The organism is Umezawaea sp. (assembly GCF_057122925.1).
The window spans coordinates 44455-60122 of sequence record NZ_DBNGPQ010000123.1 but is presented as its reverse complement, the minus strand read 5'-3'; the positions used below and the strand labels follow the sequence as shown (position 1 = coordinate 60122).

Genomic DNA, 15668 nt, shown 5'->3' with positions numbered 1-15668 from the left:
CCCGCGCTCTCCCCACCACGCAACGCCGTCGAACGCCGCTTCCGGAGAACCAGGACGTGGCGAGGCCCGGCCACACGACAGGACGAGTCACCAGAGAGCTGCGAGGCCGGGTGACGCCCGCGCGCGGTGATCACGTGGTTGACGACCCCGAACCCCACCACACGACCCGAACCCCGCACAGCCCCAGCGGTCGGTCACGGCCGCAGCCGGTCCCGCAGCGCCCGCGCCACCCGACCCATCAGCGCCTCGGCCTCCGGCTGGGCGGAGGCCGCCACCCGCGACTCGGTCAGCGCCGCGACGACGAACGCCCGCCCGTCGTCGTGCTCGACGACCCCGGCCTCGTGCCGCAGGTTCAGCAGCGTGCCGGTCTTGGACGACCACGTCGACGAGTCGGACGTGAAGTCCGGTGCCAGCCGCTGCCGCAGGACGTTGTGCGCCAACAGGTCCCGGACCCGCGCCGCCACGCCGGGGTCGACCCTCGTCGGCGCCCACAGCTCCTGGAGCAGGTCGGCGAACGCCCGCGCGGTGCCCGAACTGGCGCGGCTCACGTCGAGCTGCGGCACCGGGTGCCCGCGGCCCGCCGTGCGCGCGCCGATGGCGAGCGTGTGGGCCAGGTGCACCTCGGCCGGGTCGAAGCGCTCGGCCGGGGTGTCGGTGAGGTCGCTGATCGGGTGCCGCACCGTGATCCCGCGCAGCCCCAGCGCGCGCAGCCGGCGGCCCACCTCGGCGGGCGGTGTCAGGGCGAACAGCGCGTCGGCGGCGGCCCCGTCGCTGATCGACGTGCTCAGGTAGACCAGGTCCTCCACGGCGACCGAGGCCGGGTGCCGGAACCTGCTCAGCCCCGGCGGCCCCGCCACGTCGGGGTTCCCCGGCCGCACCGCGACCTGCTCGGCGCCGTCCAGCTCGCCGGTGCGGACGCGGTCGAGCGTCGCCACGGCCAGCGGCACCTTCACCAGTGACGCCAGCGGGAACTCCACGTCGGGGTCGATGCCGACCTCGTCGCCGGTGTGCAGGTCGCGCACCAGGAACGAGCCGCGCAGGCCGCCGTCGTCGAGTTCCTCGCGCAGCGCGGTGACGAGGCTGTCGTCGTTCACGCCACCCCCTCCGCGCCGAGGCACCGCGCGACCGGGCCCGCGAGGGTGGTGCGGATGCGGTCGGCGTCGTCGCCGATGGCGGCGGTGGCGTCGTAGCCGCGGGCCAGGACGAGGCCGCCCACCGGGCGCCAGTGCAGGTCCAGCTCGTCGGCCTGGGCCGCCGGGCACAGCAGCAGGTCGGTCGACCCGAGCACCTCGGCCACGGCCGACGTCAGCGAGCCCGCCACCGCGACCTGCGACGGCCGCAGGCCGAGGGCGTCCCGCGCCCGCACGATCCGGTCCCGCACGTGCGGCACGTCGTCCTCCGGTTGCAGCCACACCCGCCGCGCCGCCCGCCCGCCCCGACCGGGCCGCAGCGTGTCCAGGTACACCGTCGCCGCCTCCACCGGCCGCGCGCTCGCCACGCCCAGCGGCACCGACCACGTGCCCTCCTCGGCGGGCACCGCCGTCAGCGCCACCCGCACCTCCTGGTTGCGGACCAGTTCGGCCCGCTCGGCCGGTGCGGCGGGCCGCAGGTCCAGCACGACGCCGCGGGCCCGCGCGTCGGCGTCCAGCCTGGCCAGCGTCCTGGTGCCGCACGAGTCGGGCACCGCCAGCCGCAGCGGGCGCCGTCCCGCGCGCCGCGCGTCGTGCTCCAGCGCCTCGGCCGCCTGCACCACGCGCTTCGCGGCGGGCAGCACGTCCAGCCCGAACGGGGTCAGCTTCGCGCGCCGGGGCGCCCGGTCGAACAGCCGCCCGCCGAGGGCCTCCTCCAGCGCGGCGATCCGGCGGCTCGCCACCGACTGCGGGATCCGCGCCGCCGCCGCGCCGAGCGTGAAGCTGCCGCGCTCGCTCACGCTGACGAACGCCCTGCACGCTCCGACCAGGTCCACGACCACAGCTTATGACGGAAACGCATCAAACTGGTCATCCTCGTCTTCGACGGCATGGCTCCGCGGTGGTGAGACTGCTCCCGACAGTCCGAACCACCACGAGGGGGAACTCCGGTGATGAACGACCTGGCACGCCGCGTGCTCGCGGCGGCGCTCGCCGCGACCGCGCTGACCGCCTGCTCCACGGCCGAGGGCGCGGCACCCGCGACGTCGTCGGCCACCACGACCACCACCGACCGCTCGGCCGCCGACTTCGCGGAGCTGGAGAAGGCGTTCGACGCGCGGCTGGGCGTCTACGCGATCGACACCGGCACCGGTCGCGAGGTGGCGCACCGCGACGGCGAGCGCTTCGCCTACGCGTCCACGCACAAGGCCCTGTCCACGGCGGCCGTGCTCCGGGCCAACACGCTGCCCGAACTGGAGGAGGTGGTCACCTACACCGCGGCCGACCTGGTGGCCAACTCGCCGGTCACCGAGAAGCACGTGGACACCGGCATGACGCTGCGCGAGGTCGCCGACGCGGCGATCCGGTACAGCGACAACACCGCCGCGAACCTGCTGTTCCGCGAACTGGGCGGTCCGGCGGCGCTGGGCGAGGCCCTGCGGGCGATCGGCGACACCACCACGCACGTCGACCGGCTGGAGACCGAGCTGAACGACACGGCCCCCGGCGACGTCCGGGACACCAGCACGCCCCGCGCGCTCGCCACGAGCCTGCGCGCCGTGGCCGTGGACGACGTGCTGCCCGCCGAGAAGCGCGAGGTGCTGGTGGACCTGCTGCGCCGCAACACCACCGGTGACAAGACGATCCGGGCGGGGGTGCCCGACGGGTGGGTCGTCGGCGACAAGACCGGCAGCGCCGCCTACGGCACGCGCAACGACATCGCCGTCGTCTGGCCGCCCGGCCGGGCCCCGGTCGTGCTGGCCGTGCTGACCGACCGGGACACCGTCGACGCCACGCGCGACGACGTGCTCCTGGCCCGTGCCACCGAGGTCGTCGTGGACGCGCTGGGCCTGGCGTAGCGGCGCCCGCGCCGGTCGGGCCCACCGGCCCACCGGCGCGGGTCGTCGGCGCGAGGTCGGCTCACCGGTGGGTGAGGACGTGCGCCACGACGGCCTCGGCGATGTCCGCCAGCGGCAGCACCCGGTGCACGAGGCTCGTGTCGATGGCGGCGGCGGGCATGCCGAAGTGCGCCGAGCTGGCCTCGTCCTGCGCGAACACGGTGCCGCCGCAGTGGGAGATGGCGCGGATGCCCGCCTGGGCGTCGGTGCCCCGCCCGGTGAGCACGACGGCGAGCGCGCGAGGGCCGCAGGTGACCGCCAGCGTGGCCAGGAGGAGGTCCGCCGACGGGCGGGCCGGGGGCAGCGCGCCGGAGTCGATCAGGCCGAGGCGGGCCTCGGAGGTGACCAGCAGGTGCCGGGCCGGTGGTGCCACCAGCACCGTCCCCCGTCGCAGTTCGTCGCGGTCGTGGGCCGCACGGACCTCCAGCGCGGTGCGCTCGTCGAGGATCCGCGCCAGGTAGCTCGGGTGTTCGGGGCTCTGGTGCTGGACCACGAGGAGCGCGGCGGGGAGGTCGGCGGGCAGCGGCCCCAGCGCCGCGGACAGCGCGGCCAGGCCACCGGCCGAGGCGACCAGCGCCACGACGGGGAAGGTGAGCGCGTAGGGGTCGGACCGGACGCTCATCGCGGTCCGCTCCCCGGTGCGCACCGGATCGTCCTGCTGTGCGTCATGGGGCCATCATCCCGCAGACCGCGGCCGGGTCGGACCCACCGCGCTGGGTCCACAAGCGACGCCGTCGCGCACGGTCCCGAGCGACCACGGGGCCGCGGTGGACCGGTGCGGGTTTACCCGCTCGCCGGATGGGGAATTCCCCGGGAGAACCGTTGCCGCACAAAAGGACGGAACAGCTGATGGGATTCGACGACAAGATCGACGCCAAGGCCGAGGAGCTCAAGGGCCACGCCAAGGAGGGCGTCGGTCGCGCGACCGACGACGAGCAGCTCGAGGCCGAGGGCAAGGGCGACCAGGCCAAGGGCAACCTGAAGCAGGCGGCCGAGAAGGTCAAGGACGTCTTCAAGAGCTGACGTCCCGACCCAGGCCGACACCACCTCGAACGTCCGGAGGGCTACCAGTGGACAGCACGGCACCACGAGCGTTGAGCAGGCCGAGGAACAACCGCAAGATCGCGGGCGTGTGCGCGGGGCTCGCCGAGCGGTGGGGCATGGGGGCGGGCACGGTCCGGCTGCTGTTCGTGCTGTCCTGCCTGCTGCCCGGACCGCAGTTCGTCGTCTACCTCGCGCTGTGGGCCGTCCTGCCCTCGCGCTGAACGACCGGGGGACCACCCCCGCGGCACCACCGGCCCCGGACCTCGTCCGGGGCCGGTCCCGTGTCCGCCGAACCTCGCTGAACCGCGGTGGAACCCCGCTGAACCCCGACGCGCGCACCCTCTGCCCAGACGTGGCCACCAGGCCACCGGGACGAGAGGGGAACCGTGACCACCACCGCATCCCAGCCCGCGGTCGGGGTGACCGGGCTGCGCAAGGCCTTCGGCGACCACGTGGTGCTCGACGGCATCGACCTGGAGGTCGAGGCGGGAACCGTCTTCGCACTGCTCGGTCCCAACGGCGCGGGCAAGACCACCGCGATCCGGATCCTGTCCACGCTGATCGGCGCCGACGGCGGCGAGGTGAGCGTCGCGGGCCACGACCTGGCCGCGAACCCCGACGGCGTCCGCTCCGCGATCGGCGTCACCGGCCAGTTCTCGGCGGTGGACGACCTGCTCACCGGCGAGGAGAACCTGGTCCTGATGGCGGACCTCCGCCACCTCGGCCGGGTGGAGGGCAGGCGGCGCACCGCCGAGCTGCTCGCCCGGTTCGACCTCGTCGAGGCCGCGCGGAAGCGGGTCGCGACCTACTCCGGCGGCATGCGCAGGCGGCTCGACCTCGCGATGACGCTGGTCGGCGACCCGAGGGTCATCTTCCTCGACGAGCCGACCACCGGTCTCGACCCGCGCAGCCGCCGCACGACGTGGCAGGCCGTCCGCGAACTCGTCGCCGACGGCGCCACCGTCCTCCTGACGACGCAGTACCTGGAGGAGGCCGACGAGCTGGCCGACCGGATCGCCGTCCTCGACCGCGGCAGGGTGGTCGCCGAGGGCACCCCGGCCGAGCTGAAGCGCCGGGTGCCCGGCGGGCACGTCCGCCTGCGGTTCCCGGACACCGCCGGTCTCGCAGCGGCGTCCGCGCTGCTCGGCGGGGTGGTCCGCGACGAGGGCGAACCGGTCCTCCAGGTCGTGGGCGACGGCGGTGCGGGCTCGCTGCGCGACCTGCTCGACCGGCTGGACCGCGCCGGGATCGACGTCGCCGAGCTGTCCATCCACACACCGGACCTCGACGACGTGTTCCTCGCCCTCACCACCCGGTCCACCCCCGAGCAGGAGGGCGCCCGATGACCACGACCTCCCACGCCGTGACCGACTCGGCGACGATGCTGCGCCGCAACCTGCGGCACGTCCTGCGCTTCCCCGACGTGCTGGTCATGTCCCTCGGGCTGCCCGTCATCCTGCTGCTGCTCTTCGTCGGGGTGTTCGGCAGCGCGCTCGGCGCGGGCCTCGGCGGCGCCGCGCGCGGCGGCGACTACGTCGACTACCTCGTGCCGGGGATCATCACCATGTCCGTGGGGTACGGGGCCACGACGACGGCGCTCGCGGTCAACAAGGACATGACCGAGGGCGTCATCGCCAGGTTCCGCACCATGGCGATCTTCCGCCCGGCGGTCCTGGTGGGCCACGTGGTCGCCGCCGCCGTCCGGACGATGGTGAGCACGGGCCTCGTCATCGCGGTCTCGCTGCTGCTGGGGTTCCGGCCCGCCGCGGGGCCCGCGGGGTGGTTCGCGGCCATCGGCGTGCTCGCGCTGCTGGTCCTCGCGCTCACCTGGCTGGCGGTCGCGATCGGCCTCGCGGCCCGCAACGCGGAGGGCGTCAGCCTCTTCACCCTCCTCGTCCAGGTGCTGCCGTTCACCAGCAGCGCGTTCGTGCCGCCGGACTCGATGTCGGGGGTGCTGCGCTGGTTCGCGGAGAACGAGCCGTTCACCCCCGTCATCGACACGATGCGGGGGCTGCTGCTGGGCACGCCGGTCGGTGGCAGCGCGGTCGCCGCGGTCGCGTGGTGCACCGGTCTCGCGGTGGCCGGGTTCCTCTGGGCGACGGCCCTGTTCAGGCGTGATCCGACGCGGTAGCCGGGGTTCCCAGGACCGCGAGGACGGCCTCCGCCAGGTCGCTGTCGTCGAGGCGGGCGTAGGTGGACACCGCGTCCTCGTACGCCCGCCGGTCGGCCCGCCGCGCGGCCCGCCGCGCGCGGGCGGGGGACATGGTGGGCTGGAACCCGCACGGGAAGCGGAGGCGCTCGGCCAGCGCGACCATCCGCGCTCCCGCCGCCGCGGCCCGCTCGTCGCCCGAGCGCTCGGCGAGGTCGAGCCGCACGACGGCCAGCGCCAGCAGCACCGCGCCGTGGGCCGGGAACTCCGCGAAGGGCATCGCCGACACCCCGGCCCGCCGGTCGAGCAGCGCCACCAGCGCGTGCGGCAGCCGGTCGACGACGTCCGCCACCCGATCGGCCGCGCCGCCGTAGGCGTGGGCGACCACGGCGGCGGACTGGACCTCCAGCGGCCACGGCTCCTCGTCGGCGGGCACGTCCAGCAGACCCGTGGTCCTGAGCCGGTCGACCGCGCGGCGCCACAGGTCCAGCCCGGCCTCGGCGTCGCCCCGTGCCAGTGCGATCTCGGCGCGGGCGCCGCGGTCGAACATCAGCACGTCGAGGGTGTCGTCCTCGCCGTCGAGCACCGCCTGCTCCAGCCAGCGCTCCGCCTCGTCGAAGGAGCCGCACTGGAGGTTGGCGAGCACCAGCGCCCACCGCACGCGGGCCGCGCTGGTGCTCGTGCCCAGGTGCTCCAGCACGGGCAGCATGGCCGTGAAGTGCTGCCTGGCCTCGTCGCCGCGGTCGAGCCTCAGGCACAGCTCGCCGATCCGGGAGTGGGCGACGGCCCGCAGCCAGGGCGTGTCCGCGTGCTCGAACGCCGCGAGCATCCGCCTCGCCGAGACCAGCGCCGCGTCGAGGTGGTTGGCCTGCTCCCGCGCGTAGCTGGCGGTGCTGTCGGCCATCCCGGCCACCAGGCGGTTCCCGTGCTCGCCGAGCGACTCCGCGGTGGCGCCGCCGTCGACCGTCGCGCGCAGCACGGCCTCCACCGCGCGGACGGGCGTGGTCGGAGCGACCGGTGGCAGGCGGCGGAGGACGAACAGGGCGCGCAGCGGGCTCGGGCCGCGGGCGAGGAGGTAGGCGGTCAGCGCGCTCAGCACCGCGGCCGTCCTGGTCACCTCCACGAACTCCGGGTCGGGGCGGAAGTGCGAGAGCACCCGCAGCGGGTCGCCGGTCAGCGTCGCCATGCGGGTCAGGTTGGACTCGATCGTCCACAGGCTGCCCAGCACGGCGGCCGTCGCCGCGACGGTGGGGCCGTCCTCCCGGTCGACGCCGAGGCGCAGCGCCCGCACGAGGTTGTCCTGCTCGGGCCGGATCAGCCGGAGGCCGCGGGAGAGGTCGGCCCCGAGCAGCGACTCGTGGTGGGCGAGGCCGAAGTCGCGGGCCCAGCCGAGGAAGCGGTCGGTCGCCGCGTCCGCCCCACCGGCCTCGTGGAGGCGGGCGGCGCTGAACTCGCGCACCGTCTCCAACATCCGGAAGCGCGCGTCCGTCCCGTCGTCCGACACCGCGAGCAGCGACTGGTCGACGAGCCGCTCCAGCACCGGCACGGCGTCCCCGCCGAGCACGGAGCGCGCGGCGTCCGCGCCGAAACCGCCGGGGAACACCGACAGCGCGCGCATCGCGGCCCGCGCGGCGGGGTCGAGCAGCGCCCAGCTCCAGTCGATGACGGCGTGCAGCGTGCGGTGCCGCTCCGGGGAGTCCCGCGCCCCGCCGCGCAGCAGGCCGAGCCGGTCGTCCAAGCGGCGCGCGACCTCGGTGACCGACATGACCCGCACGCGGGCCGCCGCCAGCTCCACGGCGAGCGGCAGCCCGTCCAGGTGCCCGCACAGCTCCCGCACCACCGCGTCCGGCAGGTCGACTCCGGGCCGCACCGCCCTCGCGCGCTGCCGGAACAGCTCGACCGCCGTGGACGGGCTCAGCGCGGGCAGCGGGTACACCGACTCCGACGACAGGCCGAGCGGGGCGCGGCCGGTGGTGAGCACGCGGACGTCCTCGGTCGCGGCCACCAGCGCCCGCACGAGTTCGGCGGCCCCGCGCACGACGTGCTCGCAGTTGTCCAGCACCAGCAGCACCGGGCCGCCGCCGAGCGCGGTCACGACGGCGGCGACGTCCCGCCCGGCGGTGGGCCGACCGAGCTGGCCGAGCCCCGACTCGCCGCCGCCGAGGACGGCCGCGACCTCCGCGACGACGTCGCTCTCGGCCGTGACGCCCGCGAGCGCGACGAAGTGCACGACCCGCTGCTCCGCCCGACGGCTGACGGCGTGCGCGAGGCGGGTCTTGCCCAGCCCGCCCGCTCCGACGATCGACGTGACGCGGGACGTGCGCAGCAGGCCGGTCACGGCGGCGATGTCGGCCTCGCGGCCGAGCAGCGGGTTGGGGTCGTGCGGCACGCGGTGCCGGACCGCGGGGGCGTCACCGCGCAGGAGCCGCTCGTGCACGGCCCGCAGCTCGGGACCGGGGTCGCTGCCCAGCTCCTCGCGCAGCGCCCGCCGGTACGTCTCGTACCTGGCCAGCGCCGTGGACGGCCCGAGCGTCTCCGCCTCGCAGCGCAGCAGCTCGGCCAGCACCTCCTCGTCGCGCGGGCGTTCGCGGGCGAGGTCGGTGAGGGGGTGGGCCGCCTCGGCGCGGCGACCCAGCCTGGCCAGCGCGAGCGCGCGGGACCGCACCAGCGACCGGAAGGTCGACGCCCGCTCCGCGCGCAGGTCGGACAGCGGGTCGTGGCGGTCGGCGTCCCAGGCCGCGGGCCCGTCCCACAGCGCGAGCCCGGCCTCGGCGTGGTCGAGGGCCGAGGAGTGGTCGCCGGTCCGGGCGTGCCGGGCGCTCGCGGCGGCCCTGAGCAGGATGGCGGAGGCGTCGACCTGGTCCTCGCCCAGCGCGAGCCGGTAGCCGACGGGGGTGGTGACGATGACCTCGGACCCCAGCCGCGCGCGGGCGTGGGAGACGAGGACCTGGAGGGCCTTGGGCGGGTTCTCCGGCCGCTCGTCCGGCCAGAGCCCCTCCACGAGCCGGGCCGTCCCGCAGCCCGAGCGCAGGTCGCCCGCGAGGAGCGCGAGCAGTCCGCGCAGCCGCGGCCTCGTGATCTCCTCGCCGCGGTAGGCCACCCGTGACAGCAGGGCCAGCTCAGTGGTCACCGGACCAGGGTAGTCAGCAGGGCCGGGCACGGGGACAACCCGGACGGCCCAGCGCGAGCACACGATCCGGGACTGTCCCGGACCGAGCACGACGACCGACAATCGGACCATGCCGCGAGAAGCCACAGAGGACGGTCCACCCAGCGTTCTGGTCGTGGGAGCCGGGATGTCCGGTCTGGCCGCCGCGCGAGCGCTGCGGGAACTCGGTCACCCCGTGACCGTCCTGGAGGCGCGCGACCGCCTCGGCGGTCGGATCTGGACCGACGAGCACGGGGTCGACCTCGGCGCGCACTGGATCCACGGCACGGACGGCAACCCGATCACCGAACTGGTCGAGGACCTCGGCATCCCGCACAGCTACGTGGGCGGCGACAGCGCCTACACGGGAGGGTTCGACAGCCTGGACCTGTTCGGCGCCGACGGCCGCGCGGCGGGCCACCGGCACAAGCGCCGCACCCTGGAACTGGCCGACGACGTGCTGCACGAGCTGGAGCGCCGCGCCGACACCGCGCGCCGGGGCGAGCACCCGGACATCCCGCTCGGCGAGGCCGTCCGCCAGGTCCTCGCCGAGCGCGGGCTGTCGGAGGAGGACGCGCAGGCGGTCCGCTACCACCTCAACGTGATCCTGCGCGAGGACGTCGGCGAGGACGCCGACAAGCTGTCGCTGAAGTACTGGGAGGACGGCTACCTGGTCTACGGCTACGGCGACAGCACCCTGTGCCACGGCTACCGGTCGGTGGTGGACGCCGTCGCCGAGGGGCTGGACGTCCGGCCGCGGCACGTGGTCACGCGGATCGACACCGGGGCCCGGCCCGTGCGGGTCACGACCGACCGCGGTGTCTTCGAGGCGGACAAGGTGCTGGTGACCGTGCCCCTCGGGGTGCTCAAGGCCGGGTCGGTGCGCTTCGAGCCGCCGCTGCCCGAGGCCAAGCGCTCGGCCATCGCCCGGCTGGGCTTCGGCACCCTCAACAAGATCGCCCTGCACTACCGGGAACCGTTCTGGCCGAGGGACCAGTACGTCTTCGGCTACCTGTGCCGCGACACCGACCGCTACCCGACCGTGGTCATCAGCATGTGGAAGTCCCACGGCAAGCCGATCCTGGTGATGCTGCTGGGCGGCTCCCTCGGCCGCGAGGTGGAGACGTGGTCCGAGGAGGACGTCTCCACCTACGCCACGACGGTCGTGCGGGACGTCTTCGGCGCCGACGCGCCCGCGCCCGAGCACGTCTCTCGCACCGCGTGGTCCACCGACCCCCACTCCCTCGGCTCGTACACGTGCATCGGTGTCGGCTCCTCGGCCAAGGACCTCGGCACGCTCGCCGAACCGGTCGGCGACCGGCTGTTCTTCGCCGGTGAGGCCACCAACCCCCACCACTGGGGCTGCGTGCACAGCGCCTACGAGTCCGGCAGGCGCGAGGCCGCGCGGATCAGCGGGGACGAGACCCTCCACGTCCCGCCGGGCACCGGCACGTCCCGCCGCCGGACGCGCGACACCGACCGGACGCTGCGCTTCGCGCGGATGCGGATGACGCACCTCTCCGAGCGCGAGCTGGCCGAGCGGGTGGCGTGCCTGCGGGAGGCCGTCGACCCGCACGGGGTGCGGCTGCTGGCCCCGCTGGTCGACGCGGAACTCGACACGCTGGCCTCGATGTTCGACGAGATCCCCTACGGCGCGGGCGATTCCCTCTGCCGGGAGGACGACGAGGCCAACGGGGTCTTCCTCGTCACGAGCGGGCGGGTCGAGGTCGACTTCGGCGGCGTCTACGACCGCGCGGTGCTGGGCCGCGGCGCCCTGCTCGGCCACCACGACCTGTTCTTCAACGCCCGCACGACGTCGGTCACGGCGCTCACGGACGACGTGGTGGTGTACTACCTGGACCACTACCGGTACCGGAGCTTCCTGCACGCCTTCCCCGACGTCCTGATGCTGATGATGACCGACGTGGTCACGCGGTGGGAGCGGCTGGAGACCGCGCTGGGCTCCGCGCCGCTGCCCGGCGCCCAGCGGGGGACGGCCACCGTCACCGGTGCCGGCTCGACGGCCTCCCGCCCGGCGTGAGCCGCGGCGTGGCGGTACCCGTGCCGAGGACAGCGGCACGCCCCGCCGGTACCGTCGCGGCCATGCCCGCTGACCAGGACAACCCGCTCGGCGCCTTCCTCCGTGCGAGCCGCGCGCGGCTGGACCCCGCCGACGCGGGACTCGTCGGCGCGGGCGGCAGCCGTCGGGTGGCGGGCCTGCGCCGGGAGGAGGTGGCGGTCCTGGCCGGGGTGAGCGCGGACTACTACGCCCGGCTCGAACAGGGCCGGGAGCGCAACCCGTCGGCGCAGGTGCTGGCGGCGATCGGCCGGGCGCTCCGGCTGCGCGCGGACGCCGAGGAGCACCTGTACCGGCTCGCGGGGCTGACCCCCCGCCTCGGCCAGGACAGCCCCCTCGCCCTCGTGCACCCGTCGCTGCTCCAGCTCCTGGAGGCGTTCCCGACGTCGGCCGCCTACGTGCTGGGCCCGTCGTTCGACGTGCTGGCCGCCAACACCGTCGCCACCGCCCTGCTGGCGCCCTTCGAGGGCACCGCCAACGTGGTGCGGGTGCTGTTCCAGCACCCGGTGGCGCGGTCGGTGTTCGTCGAGTGGTCGACGGTCGTCCGCGCCACGGTGTTCGCGCTGAGGCTCAACGCGGGCCGGTTCCCGAACGACCGCGAGATCTCCGAGCTGGTCGACGACCTGCTGGAGGCCTCACCGGAGTTCCGGGAGCTGTGGGAGGACCAGTCCGTCGGCGGGCTGACCCGCGCGTTCAAGGTGTTCGCGCACCCCGTGGTCGGTCGTGTCGACCTGACCTACCAGACCTTCGACGTGCACGACGCGCCCGGCCAGCAGCTCCTCGTCGGCACCGCGGAACCGGGCAGCCGCAGCGCGGAGGCGCTGTCCCGCCTGGTCTCCCAGCACGCGGGGAGCTGACGCGCCGCGGTCAGGGGGCGGTGGGCGGGTTGTCCTCGGCCAGCGCCAGCGCGTGCCGGTGGACGGCGTCGCGCACCGCGTCCGGTGACAGCACGCGGAACGGCGTGCCGAGCTGGAGCAGCCGCCGTGCGAGCGACTCGGGGTCCACGCCGCCGATCGTGACGACCGTGCCCCCGGCCCCGTCGGCCTCGCACGTGCCCGCCGTCGGCGGGACCAGACGGCGCGCCTGGTCGGGCGACCGCGCCAGCGCCACCCGCGCGTACACCGGGTAGTCGCTGGTGAGCACGCGCGCCACCATCTCCGCCGCGTCCGGCGGTGTGCCGAGCTCGACCGCCTGCCCGGTCGACCTGGCGTCGGCCACGCGGTCGGCGCGGAACGTCCGCCACCGTCCTCTCGCGACGTCGAGCGCCACGAGGTACCAGCGGTGGCCGGTGAACACCAGCCGGTGCGGGTCGACCTCCCGGACCGTCTCGCGCCCCTGCCGGTCGCGGTAGGACAGTCGCACGCGCTCACCCCGGCGGCAGGCGCTGGCCAGCGCGGCCAGCAGTCGCGAGGACAGCGGCTGCTCACCGGGACCGGAGGTGTGCTCGACGGCCGTGTCCATCCCGGCGAGCCGGGCCGCGACACCCGACGGCAGCAGCCTGCTCAGCTTCAGCAGCGCCGACAGCACCGCCTGGTCGCCGCCCAGCACGCCGGTCCGCGCGGCTTCGCGCAGGGCGACGGCGACGGCCAGCGACTCCTCGTCGTCGAGCACCAGCGGGAGGGCGCTGCGCCCCACACCGAGCCGGTACCCGCCCCACGGACCGGGATCGGACTCGATGCCGTACCCGAGTTCGCGCAGCCGCGCCACGTCGCGCCGGACCGTGCGCTCGGTGACCTCCATGCGCTCCGCGAGCGCCCCCGCCGTCCACGACGGACGCGACGACAGCAGGGAGATCAGCCGGAGCAGACGGGCGGAGGTGCTGATCACACCTGCGGATGGTAGGGCACGACCCGGACAGAACCTGTCCGGATCTCGCCCTAGCGTCCCCGGTGACCGCAAGCGCTGAACGGAGGAACGGGACTGATGAACGGACACCTGCTTGTCTACGGGGCCACCGGCTACACCGGGCGGCTGATCGCCCACCGGGCGAAGGAGGTCGGCCTCGACCTCACCGTCGCGGGCCGCGACGCCGCGCGGGTCACGGCGCTCGCCGAGGAACTCGGCGTGCCCGCCGCGGTGTTCCCCGTGGACGACGAGGAGGCGCTGCTCGCCGGGCTGGCCGGGATCGCGGTGGTGCTCAACGCGGCGGGCCCCTTCGACCGCACCGCGGGCCCCGTGATGCGGGCCGCCGTCCGCGCGGGCGTGCACTACCTCGACACCACCGCCGAGTACGCCGTCTTCGCGCTCGCGGAGTCCCTCGGTGACGCCGCCGAGGCGGCGGGGGTGATGCTCCTGCCCGGCGCCGGGTGGGACGTCGTGCCCAGCGACGGCCTCGCCGCCCACACCGCGCGCCGCGTGCCCCGCCCGCGCACGCTCAAGATCGGCCTCAAGCTCTACCGGGGACCCGACCCGGACGAGGTGTTCGCGGGCGGGTCGATGTTCTCGCGCGGGTCGCTCGCCAGCAACGGCTCGATCGGTGAGCTGGGCGCGCTCGTGCGGGCCGACGGCCGCATCACGGCGCTGCCCGAGCCGACCACGGCCCTCCTCGACTACGGCGACGGCCCGGAGAGCTCCGTGCTGCTGCCCATGGGGGACCTCGTCACGGCGTGGCGCTCGACCGGGGTGCCGAACATCGAGGTGTACTTCGAGAACGGCCGGGCGCTGCCCGCCCCCTCAGGCGACCTGGCGGACCTGCCGGACGGCCCCACCGAGCGGCAGCGCGCGCTGGGCAGGAGCCGGGTCGCGGTCGAGGTCACCGACCACGACGGCACCGTGGTGCGGTCGTTCGCCGACACCCCCACCGGCTACGGCTTCACCCGGCTGTCGACCGTCGAGATCGCCCGCCGGGTGCTCGCCGGGGACGTCAGGCCGGGCTTCCAGACGCCCGCATCCGCCTACGGTCCGGAAATCGTCACCGCCATCGCGGACAGCCGGATCGTCGACCTGTGAAGGAGAGCACCACGACCGGGCACCACGGGGAACTCGCGGCGGCGAAGGACCGCGCACTGCGGGTGCGCGCGCTCTACGAGCGGCTGGAGGAGCACCTCAACGGCAAGACGTGGACGCTGCACGAACTCGTGCTGGGCTTCGGCAACGACGTCGGCTGCATCGGCAGGCTGCTGCTCGCCCACGAGGGGACCCGGGCCGTCCCCGGCGATCCCACGGCCGAGCTGGAGCACAAGCTCGCCGAGAGCGTCTGGTGGAGCTTCGTGCTGGCCGACCGCCTGGGCATCGACCTGGACCGCGCCTACGGGGAGACCATGTCCCGCATCGAACGCGACCTGGAGCGGCGCGTCCGGGAGATCCCGCGAGCGCCGGTGTGAGCACGAGCGCCGGACGGCCGTCGTCGTGTGCGGTGGGGCAGGCCCGCGGGCGTTCGCGGCGGTGGTCACCGGATCGTCGCCCGGTCCGCTCGGTCCGCTCGGTCCGCCCGGTCCGCCCGGTCCGCCCGGTCTGCTCGGTCTGCTCGGTCTGCTCGGTCTGCTCGGTCTGCCCGGTCTGCCCGGTCCGCCCGGTCCGCCCGGCGCGAGGACGCAGCCGTGTCCGAGGTGCGCCGCTCCGGGTGCCGCACCCACCCCCGGCGTCGGGTCGGGTTGTTCGGCGTCCCGTTCCGCACCTCCGCCGCCCGACCGTGAACAACCGGGCGGCGCTAGGGATGACCCCAGCGCGGCGACTGGTCGGCAGTCGCCGGACTTCCCGATCAGGGGGTTCTCATGGACGTCAAGCGGACGACTCTCCTCGCGGCGGGTGCGATCCTGCTGCTGGCCACCGGGGGGCACGCGGCGAGCGCGTCGGCTCCGGCGGGCCGCGTCGAGGGGGCCGCCGTGCCGTTGGCGGGGTGCGAGGTCACCTTCGTCCCGGACGTCGGCAGCGAGGTCGGGCGGACCTGCCTGACGCCCGCCACCCGCACCGGTCCGGCGGTGGCGGCGGAGGCCTGCTCGTTCGCCTACTACGAGAACGGCCCGTACGGCTCGCCCGAGTGGGACGCGGGCTGGTCGGTGTGCGTCACCGGCGGTCCCGGCACCCACTACGTGCCGCTGGACCTCAACGACCAGGCCAGCTCGTGGGACTCGTGCGCGAGCGGCACGTTCTTCGCCGGCCAGCCGGACACCGACCCCCGCCAGGGGATGCCGGGGTTCAGCCGCGGCAACTTCCCGTGGGGTGCCGTGCCCAACGACTCGCTGTCCTCGGCCTACGTGAACCGGACCTGCTGACCCGGCGC

The 15668-nt window shown here is 75.2% G+C and carries 15 protein-coding genes; 10 read left to right on the top strand and 5 right to left on the bottom strand.

Annotation, left to right across the window (positions count from 1 at the left end):
• Positions 1-194: 194 nt before the first annotated feature.
• Positions 195-1094: a serine hydrolase gene (locus AC156L_RS27855; RefSeq protein WP_330878539.1), complete on the bottom strand. Its 900-nt coding sequence runs from the start codon at positions 1092-1094 to the stop codon at positions 195-197.
• Complete coding sequence (locus tag AC156L_RS27850) at positions 1091-1972, bottom strand: LysR family transcriptional regulator (protein WP_484407390.1); 882 nt, start codon at positions 1970-1972, stop codon at positions 1091-1093. The genes AC156L_RS27855 and AC156L_RS27850 overlap by 4 nt, the downstream gene beginning before the upstream one ends.
• 111 nt (positions 1973-2083) lie before the next feature.
• On the opposite strand from AC156L_RS27850, the gene bla reads away from it, so the two are divergent.
• Complete coding sequence (gene bla, locus AC156L_RS27845) at positions 2084-2989, top strand: class A beta-lactamase (RefSeq protein WP_330878537.1); 906 nt, start codon at positions 2084-2086, stop codon at positions 2987-2989.
• Between the two features lie 61 nt (positions 2990-3050).
• Here bla and AC156L_RS27840 read toward each other — a convergent pair whose 3' ends face one another.
• Positions 3051-3650: a chemotaxis protein CheB gene (locus AC156L_RS27840; protein ID WP_330878536.1), complete on the bottom strand. Its 600-nt coding sequence runs from the start codon at positions 3648-3650 to the stop codon at positions 3051-3053.
• A gap of 227 nt (positions 3651-3877) precedes the next feature.
• Between AC156L_RS27840 and AC156L_RS27835 the strand changes: the two genes are divergently transcribed.
• The 4 genes from AC156L_RS27835 (at position 3878) to AC156L_RS27820 (ending at position 6203) form a co-directional block, all read left to right on the top strand.
• Entirely contained in the window at positions 3878-4051 is a 174-nt protein-coding gene (locus AC156L_RS27835) for a CsbD family protein (protein ID WP_484407389.1), read from the top strand.
• A gap of 71 nt (positions 4052-4122) precedes the next feature.
• Positions 4123-4293 carry a PspC domain-containing protein gene (locus AC156L_RS27830; protein ID WP_330878534.1) on the top strand — a complete coding sequence of 57 codons (171 nt, stop codon included), beginning with the start codon at positions 4123-4125 and terminating at the stop codon, positions 4291-4293.
• 165 nt (positions 4294-4458) lie between these two features.
• The gene (locus AC156L_RS27825) at positions 4459-5418 is read left to right on the top strand and encodes an ATP-binding cassette domain-containing protein (protein WP_330878533.1); all 960 of its coding nucleotides are present in this window, start codon (positions 4459-4461) and stop codon (positions 5416-5418) included.
• Complete coding sequence (locus tag AC156L_RS27820) at positions 5415-6203, top strand: ABC transporter permease (RefSeq protein ID WP_330878532.1); 789 nt, start codon at positions 5415-5417, stop codon at positions 6201-6203. The genes AC156L_RS27825 and AC156L_RS27820 overlap by 4 nt, the downstream gene beginning before the upstream one ends.
• Here AC156L_RS27820 and AC156L_RS27815 read toward each other — a convergent pair.
• On the bottom strand, positions 6181-9351 hold the full coding sequence (locus tag AC156L_RS27815; RefSeq protein WP_330878531.1) for an ATP-binding protein: 3171 nt from the start codon (positions 9349-9351) through the stop codon (positions 6181-6183). The two genes, AC156L_RS27820 and AC156L_RS27815, sit on opposite strands and share 23 nt — an antisense overlap.
• A 109-nt stretch (positions 9352-9460) precedes the next feature.
• On the opposite strand from AC156L_RS27815, the gene AC156L_RS27810 reads away from it, so the two are divergent.
• Complete coding sequence (locus tag AC156L_RS27810; protein ID WP_330878530.1) at positions 9461-11410, top strand: FAD-dependent oxidoreductase; 1950 nt, start codon at positions 9461-9463, stop codon at positions 11408-11410.
• Positions 11411-11472: 62 nt separating this feature from the next.
• Positions 11473-12303: a helix-turn-helix domain-containing protein gene (locus AC156L_RS27805; protein WP_330878529.1), complete on the top strand. Its 831-nt coding sequence runs from the start codon at positions 11473-11475 to the stop codon at positions 12301-12303.
• 10 nt (positions 12304-12313) lie between these two features.
• Here the strand turns inward: AC156L_RS27805 and AC156L_RS27800 are convergent, their stop codons facing one another.
• On the bottom strand, positions 12314-13273 hold the full coding sequence (locus tag AC156L_RS27800; protein ID WP_330878528.1) for a helix-turn-helix transcriptional regulator: 960 nt from the start codon (positions 13271-13273) through the stop codon (positions 12314-12316).
• Positions 13274-13369: 96 nt separating this feature from the next.
• Between AC156L_RS27800 and AC156L_RS27795 the strand changes: the two genes are divergently transcribed.
• The 3 genes from AC156L_RS27795 to AC156L_RS27785 all read left to right on the top strand — a co-directional run bounded on the left by AC156L_RS27795 (position 13370) and on the right by AC156L_RS27785 (position 15660).
• On the top strand, positions 13370-14395 hold the full coding sequence (locus AC156L_RS27795) for a saccharopine dehydrogenase family protein (protein WP_330878527.1): 1026 nt from the start codon (positions 13370-13372) through the stop codon (positions 14393-14395).
• Positions 14392-14769, top strand: coding sequence for a nucleoside triphosphate pyrophosphohydrolase family protein (locus AC156L_RS27790; RefSeq protein ID WP_330878526.1), 378 nt, complete (start codon positions 14392-14394; stop codon positions 14767-14769). The genes AC156L_RS27795 and AC156L_RS27790 overlap by 4 nt, the downstream gene beginning before the upstream one ends.
• Positions 14770-15159: 390 nt before the next feature.
• Complete coding sequence (locus AC156L_RS27785) at positions 15160-15660, top strand: hypothetical protein (RefSeq protein WP_330878525.1); 501 nt, start codon at positions 15160-15162, stop codon at positions 15658-15660.
• The last annotated feature ends 8 nt before the right edge of the window (positions 15661-15668 follow it).